Annotated in this window: 13 protein-coding genes; 3 read left to right on the top strand and 10 right to left on the bottom strand. The window is 41.8% G+C overall.

Features of this window, described 5'->3' with window-relative positions; genetic code table 11:
- Window positions 1-54 precede the first annotated feature (54 nt).
- Entirely contained in the window at window positions 55-1,722 is a 1,668-nt protein-coding gene (hutU, locus tag PR809_RS12590; RefSeq protein ID WP_206276877.1) for a urocanate hydratase, read from the bottom strand.
- Between the two features lie 556 nt (window positions 1,723-2,278).
- Here hutU and PR809_RS12585 point away from each other — a divergent pair.
- Window positions 2,279-3,193, top strand: a complete 915-nt coding sequence (locus PR809_RS12585) for a hypothetical protein (protein WP_272524535.1) — start codon at window positions 2,279-2,281, stop codon at window positions 3,191-3,193.
- 47 nt (window positions 3,194-3,240) lie between these two features.
- Here the strand turns inward: PR809_RS12585 and livF are convergent, their stop codons facing one another.
- The 5 genes from livF to PR809_RS12560 form a co-directional block, all read right to left on the bottom strand.
- On the bottom strand, window positions 3,241-3,942 hold the full coding sequence (livF, locus tag PR809_RS12580; protein WP_102137976.1) for a high-affinity branched-chain amino acid ABC transporter ATP-binding protein LivF: 702 nt from the start codon (window positions 3,940-3,942) through the stop codon (window positions 3,241-3,243).
- On the bottom strand, window positions 3,942-4,721 hold the full coding sequence (gene livG, locus PR809_RS12575; RefSeq protein ID WP_195697732.1) for a high-affinity branched-chain amino acid ABC transporter ATP-binding protein LivG: 780 nt from the start codon (window positions 4,719-4,721) through the stop codon (window positions 3,942-3,944). The genes livF and livG overlap by 1 nt, the downstream gene beginning before the upstream one ends.
- Complete coding sequence (locus tag PR809_RS12570; RefSeq protein WP_102137978.1) at window positions 4,718-5,989, bottom strand: high-affinity branched-chain amino acid ABC transporter permease LivM; 1,272 nt, start codon at window positions 5,987-5,989, stop codon at window positions 4,718-4,720. Before PR809_RS12570 ends, livG begins: the two co-directional genes overlap by 4 nt.
- Window positions 5,986-6,912 (bottom strand): high-affinity branched-chain amino acid ABC transporter permease LivH, encoded by a 927-nt coding sequence (livH, locus tag PR809_RS12565; RefSeq protein WP_004258523.1) that lies wholly within the window; start codon window positions 6,910-6,912, stop codon window positions 5,986-5,988. Before livH ends, PR809_RS12570 begins: the two co-directional genes overlap by 4 nt.
- 102 nt (window positions 6,913-7,014) lie before the next feature.
- Entirely contained in the window at window positions 7,015-8,124 is a 1,110-nt protein-coding gene (locus tag PR809_RS12560) for a branched-chain amino acid ABC transporter substrate-binding protein (protein ID WP_004908157.1), read from the bottom strand.
- Between the two features lie 379 nt (window positions 8,125-8,503).
- On the opposite strand from PR809_RS12560, the gene panM reads away from it, so the two are divergent.
- Complete coding sequence (panM, locus tag PR809_RS12555; protein WP_272524534.1) at window positions 8,504-8,917, top strand: aspartate 1-decarboxylase autocleavage activator PanM; 414 nt, start codon at window positions 8,504-8,506, stop codon at window positions 8,915-8,917.
- Window positions 8,904-9,290 (top strand): SMU1112c/YaeR family gloxylase I-like metalloprotein, encoded by a 387-nt coding sequence (gene gloA2 / locus PR809_RS12550; protein ID WP_206276528.1) that lies wholly within the window; start codon window positions 8,904-8,906, stop codon window positions 9,288-9,290. The genes panM and gloA2 overlap by 14 nt, the downstream gene beginning before the upstream one ends.
- A 109-nt stretch (window positions 9,291-9,399) precedes the next feature.
- Here gloA2 and rpoH read toward each other — a convergent pair whose 3' ends face one another.
- From rpoH to ftsY, 4 genes are all read right to left on the bottom strand, one after another.
- Entirely contained in the window at window positions 9,400-10,278 is an 879-nt protein-coding gene (gene rpoH, locus PR809_RS12545; protein ID WP_166264272.1) for an RNA polymerase sigma factor RpoH, read from the bottom strand.
- 256 nt (window positions 10,279-10,534) lie between these two features.
- Complete coding sequence (gene ftsX / locus PR809_RS12540; protein WP_166264270.1) at window positions 10,535-11,512, bottom strand: permease-like cell division protein FtsX; 978 nt, start codon at window positions 11,510-11,512, stop codon at window positions 10,535-10,537.
- Complete coding sequence (ftsE, locus tag PR809_RS12535) at window positions 11,505-12,170, bottom strand: cell division ATP-binding protein FtsE (RefSeq protein ID WP_004258545.1); 666 nt, start codon at window positions 12,168-12,170, stop codon at window positions 11,505-11,507. Before ftsE ends, ftsX begins: the two co-directional genes overlap by 8 nt.
- Window positions 12,171-12,176: 6 nt before the next feature.
- A partial coding sequence (ftsY, locus tag PR809_RS12530; RefSeq protein ID WP_272524533.1) for a signal recognition particle-docking protein FtsY occupies window positions 12,177-13,195 on the bottom strand: 1,019 nt, incomplete at its 5' end.

Here is a 13,195-nt window from a genome sequence, read left to right as displayed (position 1 = left end):
TGAATTCCTTCTATTCCAGAAAGATGCCAGCTCAATTTCAGCTGGCACACGACATTACTTCACCATAGGCAAATTAAGCCCTTGCTCTTTCGCACAGTTAATGGCGATGTCATAACCTGCATCTGCATGGCGCATGACACCTGTTGCAGGGTCATTATGTAAAACACGCGCTAAACGTTTATCTGCAGCATCGGTTCCATCACACACAATGACAACCCCCGAGTGCTGTGAGAAGCCCATTCCAACACCACCACCATGATGTAAACTGACCCATGTTGCACCACCAGCGGTATTTAACAGTGCGTTCAATAAAGGCCAGTCTGATACGGCATCAGAGCCATCTTTCATGGATTCCGTTTCACGGTGTGGACTTGCAACAGAGCCTGAATCTAAGTGATCACGACCAATGACAATCGGGCCCTTTAACTCGCCACTTTTCACCATTTCGTTGAAAGCACGGCCCAATCTTTCTCTGTCTTTTAAGCCCACCCAACAAATACGAGCAGGAAGCCCTTGGAATGCGATACGTTCACGTGCCATATCGAGCCAATTATGTAAGTGTTTGTCATCGGGTAATAATTCTTTTACTTTTTGGTCTGTTTTATAGATATCTTCTGGGTCACCTGATAACGCAACCCAACGGAATGGACCAACACCTTCACAAAATAGTGGGCGGATATAAGCAGGAACAAAACCAGGGAAATCAAAGGCATTGCTAATCCCTTCATCTTTTGCCATTTGGCGAATATTGTTGCCGTAGTCAAAAGCCGCTGAGCCTCGTTTTTGCATCGTTAGCATCGCATCCACTTGTATGGCCATGCTTTTTTTCGCCGCTGTGGTTACCTCGGCAGGTGCAGTTTGCTGTTTTTCACGCCATTGGGCGAGTGTCCAGCCCTGTGGTAAGTAACCGTGTACTGGGTCATGGGCACTCGTTTGGTCGGTGACTGAATCCGGGGTAATATCGCGTTTCACCAGTTCACTGTAAACATCAGCCGCATTACCTAATAGCCCAACAGAAACGGGTTGGCCATTGGCTTTGGCTTCTTCGATATATTGCAGTGCTTCATCAAGGGAAGTCGCTTTTTTGTCTACATAACGGGTTCTTAGGCGGAAATCGATACGGCTTTCATCACATTCGACCGCTATCATGCTAAAACCCGCCATGGTTGCTGCTAACGGCTGCGCCCCGCCCATCCCACCAAGGCCACCAGTTAAGATCCAGCGCCCTGCAGCGTTACCATTAAAGTGCTGTTTAGCAAGCGAAACAAAGGTTTCATAGGTGCCTTGAACGATCCCTTGAGAGCCAATATAGATCCAAGAACCAGCCGTCATTTGGCCGTACATCATTAAGCCTTTGCGGTCTAATTCATTAAAGTGATCCCAATTCGCCCAGTGAGGAACAATATTTGAATTTGCAATCAATACACGCGGCGCATCTGGATGGGTAGGGAACACACCGACGGGTTTACCTGACTGCACTAGCAAAGTTTGGTCATCTTCCAACGTTGTTAGCACATCTAAAATTTTGTCATAGCATTCCCAATCACGTGCCGCACGGCCGATGCCACCATAGACCACTAAGCTTTGAGGGTGCTCAGCAACATCCGGGTCTAAATTATTTTGGATCATGCGGTATACCGCTTCTGTCAGCCAGCTTTTACAGGTTTTCTCACTGCCACGTGGTGCGCGGATCACTCGAGTTGAGTCAGTACGATTTAACATGGTTGTATCCCCTATCATCCATTTTTAATTAACCTTAAATTAACAATTTTATTTATAATAATCTGCGAGATACCTAGTTAGTGGCGATGCACCTGCGTCTTCAAACCAATTAATTGATTATAAATCAACTAATTAATTTTCTATCAACTTGCTCGAGACTATCTATTCATTGAGAGTGTTTATCGATGATTTAAATATATATACATTTACTTCACAAAGTATATACATTTAAATTTGAAATTTTGTAGGAAGTGTGAAGGTTGGAATACCAAGGGAGTTATACAACAACAAGTAGATCCCTGTTTCTAGAGAAAAAGTTGTATATACATTTAATTTTTCACATAGAAACAAGCAAATAGCTGAAATGGGAGATACCTCACATTCTAGAAAAGTAGAAAAGTTAACAGTTAAAATGACTAAAACTCGTCTTCATAAGATTATCACCTGCCATACCATCGTATCATCCCCTGATTAGGTACTATCTATTTATGCAATAATTTATTATCCCAGTGAGATACCCTAACCTGAACTTAAATATACCTCTAAGTGAGCTTTCATGACTAAAATTAATAACAATATGCTTTACTCTACGAAAAACCCTCAAACAATAAATAGTAAAACACCGAATAAAAATCGATTCGCCCGTTTTATCTGCCGAATTAATACAGCATTAGAACCATTTTGGAAATTATTCAAATCGCCAATAAAAAATAGAAAACGCGAATTAAATTTAGAAAATAATATTGTTTTTATTAAAGAATATTTCAGCATTAATAATAAATATAAAAAAGAAATCATTCATGATGAAAAATCAACTTCTATTATATTGAGAACAAAAATAGCAGGATTCAAACCAAACAAGGACGATAGTTATACATCTACTCATCTTGGTCACATTTATGAATCTAATGAATTTACTTTTGATAAAGAACTATCTGATAAATTCAACAAAGATTTCAATAGAATGAATATTTATTTACACACACCATACCGCCAAGAAAACTCAGTAGAAATAAAAGATGCAAAGTTTCTCAGTGCAAAATTCGGGTTGAAGAATGCCCAGCTGATATCGCAAATTGCTCATCAAGGCTTTCTTGCAGAACCAACAATTCTTTTACATCAAATAAATAAAAATGAGCATTACAATATAGGTGTAAGGGCGACTCAAGAGTCTAAAAATAACAGTTCAATTGAGAGTATGAGAACCAATTTTACTATTAAAGAAACAGAGAATGGAAGTTGTATTATTACAGCAAATAAAAACTTTGAATATATAAACACAGGTGATGAATTTGGTAGTCCATTACCAGATCTTTCAATTTCAGTAGAACGAAAAACACATTTAAATAAAAAAAATAAAAACGAAACCAAATCAAATAATTATAAAAATATTTTTAAGCTTACAAATAATAAGAAAGATGAGCTTAAAATCAAAATCACAAAAAATAATATAGAAAATATTGAGCAATGAATACTGCGAGCTATAGTTATCTATAGTTCGCAGTATAGCATTTTTAACTATCCACCCAAATACGCGCTTCTTACCGCTTCATTGGCTAAAAGCGCCTTTCCACTATCTTCCAACACAATATGCCCATTTTCTAACACATAGCCACGGTCTGCGAGTTTCAACGCTTGATTGGCGTTTTGTTCGACAAGGAAAATCGTCATACCTTCCTCGCGTAGCTGTTGAATTGTATCGAAAATTTGCATAATAATAATGGGGGCAAGGCCTAGGGACGGCTCATCAAGCAACAGCAGCTCTGGCTGGCTCATTAAAGCACGGCCTATCGCTAGCATTTGTTGCTCCCCACCTGACATCGTTCCTGAACGTTGACTTCGGCGCTCATACAGCCTTGGAAACAGCTTATAAACCCGCTCAATACGTTCTTGGTACTGTTGGCGATTTGCAAAAAAGCCCCCCATTGCGAGGTTCTCTTCCACTGTCATACGAGAAAAGACACGTCGCCCTTCTGGCACTATTGCAATATCTTCACGCATAATTTTGGACGTTGGCAATTGAGTAATATCCACACCCCGGTAGATGACTTGGCCTTCCGATGCACGCGGGTCGCCACAAAGGGTACTGAGCAACGTTGTTTTCCCTGCGCCATTTGCTCCGATTAAGGTCACAATCTCACCTTTTTGGATATTCAAGCTAATTTCATGTAACGCTTGTATTTTTCCATAATGGGTAGAAACTTTTTTAAATTCAAGCATCAGTAAGCTTCCCCCAAATAGGCTTTTATCACATCAGGATGTTGACGAATTTCACTTGGTGTCCCATTTGCCAATGGCGTTCCTTGATTCACGACATAAATGCGATCTGAAATTCCCATGACTAATTTCATATCATGTTCAATTAATAGAATTGAAACATTATGATGGGCACGTAATTCGGCAATTAAATCATCCAAATCATTGGTTTCTTTAGGGTTAAGTCCCGCAGCAGGTTCATCTAACATTAAAATTTCAGGGCGAGTGACCATACAGCGAGCAATTTCTAACCGACGCTGCTGCCCATAGGCCAAATTGCCAGCCTGCCGGTTTGCAAAGGGTAGTAAATCTATGCGCTCCAGCCATTTTACTGCATTATCAAGCGCTTCTGATTCTGCACGACGAAATGCAGGCGTTTTCAATAACCCAGAAAAAATGCCACTTTTTAAATGTTGATGTTGCGCCACGAGTAAATTTTCAATCACCGTCATTTCTTTAAATAGCCGCACATGTTGGAACGTTCTTATCACTCCGAGACGAGCAATCGCCTGCCCTGTCAGCCCTTCAAGGTGCTTTTCACGATATAAAATAGTGCCGCTGGTCGGTTTATAAAAACCCGTTAAACAATTAAAAATAGTGGTTTTACCCGCCCCATTCGGGCCAATCAGTGAAACTATTTCCCCTTGATTAATGGTTAGCTCAACATTATTAACGGCAAGTAGCCCACCAAAACGCATCGTTAAGCCATTAACTTGTAGCAAAGGCGTTGTTTTATGACTCATACGCCCTCCCCTTCAGGGACTTTTTTCACCTGCATTTGACGACGTTTCATCGGTAATAGGCCTTGTGGTCGCCAGATCATCATCAGCACCATCAGCGCCCCTAATAACAGCATGCTGTATTGGTTAAGGTCACGCATCATTTCCCGTGATACAACTAAGATAATTGCGGCTAAAATTACAGAAGTTTGTGAGCCCATTCCCCCTAAAACAACAATGGCTAACACAAATGCTGATTCCACAAAGGTAAAGGACTCAGGGCTGATAAACCCTTGCCGTGCAGCAAATAACGTCCCTGCAAACCCCGCAAAAGCCGCACTAATAGTAAATGCGGTTAATTTTATTCGAGTTGGACTTAACCCTAATGAGCGGCAGGCAATTTCATCTTCGCGTAATGCTTCCCACGCACGACCTAATGGCATACGCAGTAACCGATTGATAACAAACAAAGTTAAAACCACTAATAACAAAGCGACAAAATACAGGAAAATAATTCGGTCACCTGGGCTGTAATCTAAGCCGAAAAAGTTATGGAAAGTGTCCCAGCCATCTTTTGCTGTACGACTAAATTCCAAACCAAAAAAAGTCGGTTTCGGTAATTGGCTGATCCCATTTGGCCCGCCAGTGATTTCGGTATTATTCAGTAATAAAATACGAACAATTTCCCCAAACCCAAGCGTCACTATTGCGAGATAGTCCCCGCGTAGCCTTAGAACAGGGAACCCCAATAAAAAGCCCGCTAATGCAGCGGTTAACCCTGCAATCGGTAGACTTTCCCAGAACCCAAAACCATAGTAATGATTTAATAAACCAAAGGTATAAGCCCCTATCGCATAGAAGCCTGCGTAGCCTAAAACCAATAAGCCGGATAACCCAACCACCACGTTTAAGCCTAGCCCTAACATCACGTAAATTAGCGTTAAGGTTGCAATATCCACACTTCCACGAGAAACAATAAACGGCCAAATAATTGCAGCAATAATAATTATAACCGCAAGGATTTTTTGCTTAGTTGTCGAACCATCAAAATCAGGAATAGCCCACGCTTTCTTAGGCACCCCTTGCCACACTTTTCTTAAGGTTGGACGAACCAACTGGTACACAAAGATCACAACAATGCCGGCAATGATCCAGTTCCAACGCACGGAGTCCCCAACCGTCACAACCAGTTTCGTGCCATCCAGTGCGAGCTGCAGCCCCATCATAAACAGTGCCAATACGAAAAAAGTCACTGAAGCCACAATGGCATTAATCCAATTTTCTTTTCTCATACTTTTTCGACCTCCGGGCGTCCCAGAATGCCGGTTGGCATGATCAATAACACACCAATCAATAAACCAAATGACACAACATCTTTATATTCTGTACTTAAATATGCAGAGGTCATCGCTTCTGCGACACCTAAGATTAAGCCGCCCAACATAGCACCGGGAATACTCCCAATTCCCCCTAATACCGCCGCAGTAAATGCCTTCATTCCTGCCATAAAGCCAATGTATGGGTTAATCACACCATAAAATTGCCCCAGCAATACACCGGCTACAGCAGCCATTGCCGCACCGATAACGAAGGTCAATGAAATAACGCGATCCGTGTTAATACCTAATAAACTGGCCATTTTAAGGTCTTCTGCGCATGCTCGGCAGGCTCTACCCATTTTTGAATAGCGAATAAATAACGTCAAAGCTAACATCGCAAGCACGGTAACCACCCAGATGGTCAACTGCATCTTAGTCACCGTGGCTTCAAAACCATCGCTTTCACCCAGAACCCATTGCCCAGTGATCAAACTCGGTAGGGCTAAATCACGCGAACCTTGTGACAGGCTGACATAATTTTGTAGGAAAATAGACATCCCGATCGCTGAGATCAGTGCAATCAAACGTTTAGAATGACGCACTGGCCGATAAGCAACCCGCTCAATACTCCAACCATAGGCGCTAGAGACCACGATCGCGGCAATAAAGGCAGCAGCAACAAGGATCCAACCGATATCGATCCCAAGCATCATCAAGCCTGCGATCACAATAAAAGAGACATAGCTGCCTATCATATACACTTCGCCATGGGCAAAGTTAATCATCCCAATGATGCCATATACCATCGTATATCCGATAGCTATCAATGCATAGGTACTGCCGAGGGTTAAACCATTCAGAAGCTGCTGAATAAAATAGAGAATTTGATCTGACATAAGACTATCCTTTCGAACTACTTGTCCTATATAGAGAACAGAAGCCGGAAGCAAGTTACTCACTTCCGGTTCTTATTCACTATGCTGGAACACTGCTGAGTACTATTTTACAGAGGTGGATGTCCCATCTTTGTGCCACTCAAATACGCCGAACTCAAACCCTTTCAGGTCACCGTTTGGCTGCCAGCTTAATGTTCCCATAACGGTTTCGACTGGATTTGCTTTCAGGTCTTTCACCAAATCTTCAGGCTCGATGCTGCCAGTACGCTCCATTGCTGTTGTTAAACCTTGGATAGCAGCATAAGTTGTCCAAACAAATGGGCCCGTTGGGTCTTCTTTCTTCGCTTTGATGGCATCAACAATCGGTTGGTTAGTCGCAACTTGGTCATAACGTTTTGGTAAAGTTACCAACATGCCCTCAGAGGCATCGCCTGCAATATTTGATAATGAAGAGTTACCGACGCCTTCAGGCCCCATAAAGCGAATATTCAACCCAGCTTGTTTCGCTTGGCGTAAAATTTGCCCCATTTCTGGGTAATATCCCCCGAAGTAAACAAAATCCACGTTCTCTTTCTTCAATTTTGCCACTAAAGCGGAAAAGTCTTTGTCTCCCGCGGTTACCCCTTCAAACATGACCTCTTTAACGCCCGCTTTATTGAGGCTTTCACGCACAGAACGGGCTAAACCTTCCCCATACTGTTGTTTGTCATGCACAACAGCAATACGAGTTGGTTTGATATCTTCCATAATAAATTTAGCTGCAGTTGGTCCTTGGTCTGAATCCAAACCTGTTGTACGAAGCACCATCTGGTAGCCACGCGTGGTTAAATCCGCATTAGTGGCTGCAGGGGTGATCATAATGACACCTTCATCTTCATAAATATCGGATGCAGGCTGTGTTGAAGAGGAACATAAATGCCCAATGACATGGCGAATACCATCGTTAATGACTTTATTTGCCACCGCAACCGCTTGTTTCGGGTCACAGGCATCGTCATATTCAACTGCCACTAATGTGTTTCCATTAATGCCACCTTTAGCATTAATGTCTGCTATCGCTTGGCGTGCCCCTGTAAATTCCATATCACCATATTGCGCCACAGGCCCTGACATCGCGCCAACAACCGCTATTTTAATTTCCTTTGCCCATCCTGCAGAACTGAACGCCATCGCAATACAGCCCGCCAATAATGCTTTATTCATATTCTTCATTTTATCGTCCCCGTCTTCATGGTTCTGAGTGTTTGTGTTTGATTTGTAGTAGATTATTATGGTTGACAGGTACAATGCCTGATATTTCAAAATACAGCGAATAAGGCTATATATTTCATAACATTAAACAAGATAATTATGCTAAATAGCAAATGGATATGGTAGGTTTTTACATTAGAAGCAGAATAAAAAACTGATGTGTTAAAGTGGTTTTTTTGTAAATACTAGTGTTATATTCGGGTTAAATTTAAATTAATCCGAGTGAAATTCGGAAAATTCAGTATCACCAAATTTTTCTCTCTAAAATCAAAAAATCGGTTGTAGATCACTCTGGCAGGATGAGTAACTGCAACTCTTACAGGGAAACAAACAAAATATCATGAGACTCACTATTATCCCGCTGGTCAATCCTACTGAGCAACAATATCTGGACTTACATAAAATCTGGCCTGACCAGAGCCCTTTTGAACTGGCAAAAATGTACAAAGCAGGTCAGCAATTTTACGCTGCGCGCTTTAATGACCGACTTCTTGGTGCCGCAAAAATTACCGTGGATCATAACGCAGCCACTTTGCACGATTTTTGTGTACGAGAGGTTACTCGCCGACGAGGTGTTGGCTCATATTTATTAGAAGAAATTTGCCAAGCCATCCCTGACATTACACTATGGAAATTTGATATTAGCGGGGTAGCGCTACAAGAAAAAGAAGTGATGCAACTATTCTTGGCGGCTAATGGCTTCAATGCCACCACACAACCTGATATATGGACAAAACAGCATGAAGTTAAATAAAATTCATCATGTTGCTGTTATCGCATCCAATTTTGAAATCAGTAAGGATTTTTATTGCCGTATTTTGGGTTTAAATTTACTTGAAGAACATTACCGCCCAGCGAATAATTCGTGGAAAGCGGACTTAGCCTTTGGTGAACATTACCAAATTGAGTTATTCAGTTTTGTTAACCCGCCAGCAAGGCTGAGTTACCCCGAAGCCACAGGGCTGCGTCATTTAGCCTTCAGTGTCGATGATTTAGATAAATGGGTCGCTTATTTAACTGAGCAAGGAGTGGCCTGTGAAGCAGTACGGGTTGACCCCTATACACAAAAGCGTTTTACATTTTTCACAGACCCAGATGGCTTACCGCTAGAGTTATACAGTGATTAATTGAACAATCAAAAATATAAAAGTAGAAATGATTATCTGCATTTATCCACCGCTTAATGGGTAATAAATGCAGATAATTTTAGTGAACAACGAATTGGCCAGTAATAAATCACATTTCGCTGTCTTCGTCTTCTTCCATCGCCAAACGTAACTTCTTCATGGCGTTCTTCTCAAGCTGACGAACACGCTCTGCAGAAACACCGTATTTATCAGCAAGTTCTTGCAACGTCGTTTTGTTGTCATCGTCTAGCCAACGAGCTCGGATGATATCCTGACTGCGCTCGTCTAAAGAGTCTAATGCCTCTGTAAGGCGGTCAGTTGCATGGCTTTCCCAATTATCATCTTCAATTGAGCCGGCAAAGTCTGATGCTTTGTCTTGTAAGTATAAGACCGGGGCTACTGGGCCACCAAAATCACTGCTGTCGTCGTCATCTGACATATCAAATGCCATGTCTTGTGCAGCCATACGTGATTCCATTTCACGCACATCTTTAGTACTTACACCTAACTCTTGGGCAACCATATCGACTTCATCTTGGTTAAACCAACCAAGACGTTTTTTATTCTTTCTTAAATTAAAGAATAGCTTACGTTGCGATTTTGTCGTCGCGACTTTCACAATACGCCAGTTACGTAGAACGTATTCATGAATTTCAGCTTTGATCCAGTGAACCGCAAAGGAAACAAGGCGAACGCCAACTTCAGGATTGAAACGACGCACCGCTTTCATCAGGCCGATATTACCTTCCTGAATTAAATCAGCTTGCGGTAAACCATACCCTGCATAACTACGAGCAACATGAATAACAAAGCGCAAATGCGATAAGATCAGTTGCTTTGCAGCATCCAGATCACCATGGTAATGCAGCCGTTCAGCAAGTTCCTTTTCTTCCTCAGCGGTAAGCATCGGGTAAGCATTAGCGGCCCGAACATAGGCTTCAATACTTCCTTGTGGAACAAGAGCTAATGATTGCATGTCTTTGGTCATTCAGATCCTCAATAAAATAATAGGAAACAGATTAGTTTGTATTGATAACCGCATTGGTTAACCATGAGGTAAACACTTTAAGTCTACCAGTTTAACCGCGTTAAATAAATTATATACAAAATTTGTTAACAGTAGGTCAATGTAGGACAAAACAATTCAGACTAAGTTCATTTTTAACGCAAATTTGCAATAGAATCAAAGAGTCATGATATAATAAAATCATAACTCTTTAATAAAAATGACAAAAAACAACGCATTACTCAGGTGTAAAGTGTCGTAAATGTTGAAGTGTTGCCAACCATGCCGCTATCCAACCAACCATAGCGGATAATAATAGGATCAATAAAGACTCTTCCCATAACAACCCTTCAATCTGAAATTGTGTACCGAATACACTGGCCACTTTTGCCACACCGTCTGCTAACTGCCAAACAAGTAGAAAGGTCATAATCAAGGAAATAATGGCACCTAATGCGCCTAATACAAGACCACCATTTAAAAATGGCCTCATGATAAACCCATCAGTAGCACCAATTAGTTTCATCACATTAATTGTATCGCGGCGAGCAAAAATGTTGAGCCGAACGCTATTACCTATCACAAGGAACAGTGACACAATCATTAAAATCCCAATGACAGAAGCGACTTTCCCAACCAAGCCCGTGAGTGCGGCTAACCGAGCAAACCAGCTATCATCCATGCGAACTTCTTCAATTCCATCGACTTGGCTGACTCTATCACGCAGTGTTGTTAATACATCAGAACCTTCAAAATCAATTTTAGGTGTAATTATTGCGACTGCAGGCAGTGGGTTTTCCTCTAGCATATCGAGTGCGGTACTAAAACCAGACCAACTGCGAAACTCACTCATGGCTTGGTCACGAGAAAGGTAATTCACATGGTCAATACCATCAAGAGCCTGTAATTGTGTTACCACATTTTGCCCACCTTGTTCATCAAGAGATTTATCTAAATAAACAGTGAGTTGAGGTGTTGGGTACCATTGTTCCGCGGCTTGCGAAACATTTTTCCACACAATATAACAAAGGCTCGGTAATGTGAGTGAAATCGCAATAACCATGATTGTCAAAAAAGTGGCTAAAGGCTGCCTAAGCATATCAGCGAGCGCATTCAACCACGAATAACGCCACTGCTCTTTCCAACCGCCTTTTAATGCTTTACTTTTCGATTGCTTGGCTCGTTCCGGCTTGCTTTTACGGACATTCTTAGCCATGTTGACCTCCAAGCATACGACCTTCACTTAATGTAAGAACACGGTAGTTACGACGCTCAATCAATGCAATATCATGGGTCGCCATTAAAACAGTCACCCCCACACGGTTGAACTCTTCGAATAAACGCATTATCCCTTCAGACAATTCACCATCAAGGTTACCTGTTGGCTCATCCGCTAATAACATCGTTGGCTTATTCACCACCGCTCGGGCAATACCGACACGCTGTTGCTCCCCACCAGATAACTGAATTGGAAAGTTTTTAGCTTTGTCCAATAACCCGACTTTATCTAATGCCGCAGAAACTCGCCGACGAATATCTTCGGTACTGGCACCAGAAATGATTAGCGGCATTGCGACATTGTCATATACCGTTCGATCAAAAAGCAGGTGATGATCCTGAAAAATCATCCCGATCTGCCGGCGCAGAAATGGGATCTCTCGATTTTTCAAGCGGCTGATATCATGACCATTGAATAAAATATGACCCGCACTTGGGCGTTCAATACCACAAATCAGTTTAAGTAATGTACTTTTACCTGCGCCTGAGTGGCCTGTTAGAAATGCCATTTCTCCAGGTTGAAGATGAAAATCAACCCCTTGGAGTGCTTGGCGGCCACCGCGATAAGCTTTACTAACGTGTTCAAAGCGAATCATCGAAAATTATTCCTCTCGGGCAAATAGAGCCTCGATAAAGTCATCTGCTTTAAATGGACGTAAATCTTCAATACCCTCACCAATACCAATATAACGAATTGGAATACCAAATTGGTCGGCAATAGAGAAAATTACGCCACCTTTTGCTGTGCCATCTAGCTTAGTCAATGTAATACCTGTCAGACCGACCGCATCATCAAAAAGTTTTGCCTGACTTACCGCATTTTGTCCAGTGCTTGCATCTAGCGTTAACATAATTTCATGGGGAGCATTTTCATCGAGTTTTTTCATTACCCGGACAATTTTTTTCAGCTCTTCCATCAAGTGCGATTTATTTTGTAAACGTCCAGCGGTATCTGCAATTAAAACATCAACCCCTTTCGCTTGTGCTGATTGAATCGCATCAAAAATAACAGATGCAGGGTCTGCACCAGTATGTTGGGCTACCACAGGGATCTTATTACGCTCACCCCATACTTGAAGTTGCTCAACGGCTGCTGCACGGAAAGTGTCCCCCGCGGCTAACATGACGCTTTTTCCTTCCGACTGATATTGACGTGCTAATTTACCAATTGTAGTCGTTTTCCCGACCCCATTAACACCAACCATAAGAATAACATAGGGTTTTTTGTCTTCGATCACGAGTGGTTTATCCACTTTCGCTAAAATATCAGACATTTCCTCACGCAATTTGCCATATAACGCTTCTGCATCTTTGAGTTCTTTACGGCTCGCATGTGCCGTTAAGTTGTCAATGATTTTGCGCGTGGTATCAACCCCGACATCCGCTATCAATAACTGTTCTTCGAGCTCTTCGAATAAGTCATCATCAATTTTTTTACCTGAGAACAGCCCAAAAAAGCCTGAACCTAAATTCTGTCGAGTTTTTAATAGCCCTTTCTTTAGCCTAGCAAAGAAACCTGCTTTTTTAGGTTTTTCTTGCTCAGTTGGTGAATTATTTTTTTCTTCTTCTAAACGTAAACGCTCAGCTTCAGCTTCTTCCTCTGCAATTCTCGCTTCTTCAG

Origin of the sequence: Providencia sp. PROV201 (assembly GCF_028479545.1) — a bacterium.
In the GTDB taxonomy this organism is placed as follows: domain Bacteria; phylum Pseudomonadota; class Gammaproteobacteria; order Enterobacterales; family Enterobacteriaceae; genus Providencia; species Providencia huaxiensis.
Note: the sequence above shows the minus strand (reverse complement) of the source record. Positions and strands in the feature narration are given on the sequence as shown.

Bases quoted from the DNA above. Each gene is read 5' to 3' on its own strand.
- PR809_RS12570 (WP_102137978.1), bottom strand. From the start codon at position 5,989: ATGAGAAAAGAAAATTGGATTAATGCCATTGTGGCTTCAGTGACTTTT.
- livG (WP_195697732.1), bottom strand. From the start codon at position 4,721: ATGAGTCATAAAACAACGCCTTTGCTACAAGTTAATGGCTTAACGATG.
- livH (WP_004258523.1), bottom strand. From the start codon at position 6,912: ATGTCAGATCAAATTCTCTATTTTATTCAGCAGCTTCTGAATGGTTTA.
- panM (WP_272524534.1), top strand. From the start codon at position 8,504: ATGAGACTCACTATTATCCCGCTGGTCAATCCTACTGAGCAACAATAT.
- PR809_RS12585 (WP_272524535.1), top strand. From the start codon at position 2,279: ATGACTAAAATTAATAACAATATGCTTTACTCTACGAAAAACCCTCAA.
- gloA2 (WP_206276528.1), top strand. From the start codon at position 8,904: ATGAAGTTAAATAAAATTCATCATGTTGCTGTTATCGCATCCAATTTT.
- livF (WP_102137976.1), bottom strand. From the start codon at position 3,942: ATGCTTGAATTTAAAAAAGTTTCTACCCATTATGGAAAAATACAAGCG.
- rpoH (WP_166264272.1), bottom strand. From the start codon at position 10,278: ATGACCAAAGACATGCAATCATTAGCTCTTGTTCCACAAGGAAGTATT.
- ftsX (WP_166264270.1), bottom strand. From the start codon at position 11,512: ATGGCTAAGAATGTCCGTAAAAGCAAGCCGGAACGAGCCAAGCAATCG.
- ftsE (WP_004258545.1), bottom strand. From the start codon at position 12,170: ATGATTCGCTTTGAACACGTTAGTAAAGCTTATCGCGGTGGCCGCCAA.
- hutU (WP_206276877.1), bottom strand. From the start codon at position 1,722: ATGTTAAATCGTACTGACTCAACTCGAGTGATCCGCGCACCACGTGGC.
- PR809_RS12560 (WP_004908157.1), bottom strand. From the start codon at position 8,124: ATGAAGAATATGAATAAAGCATTATTGGCGGGCTGTATTGCGATGGCG.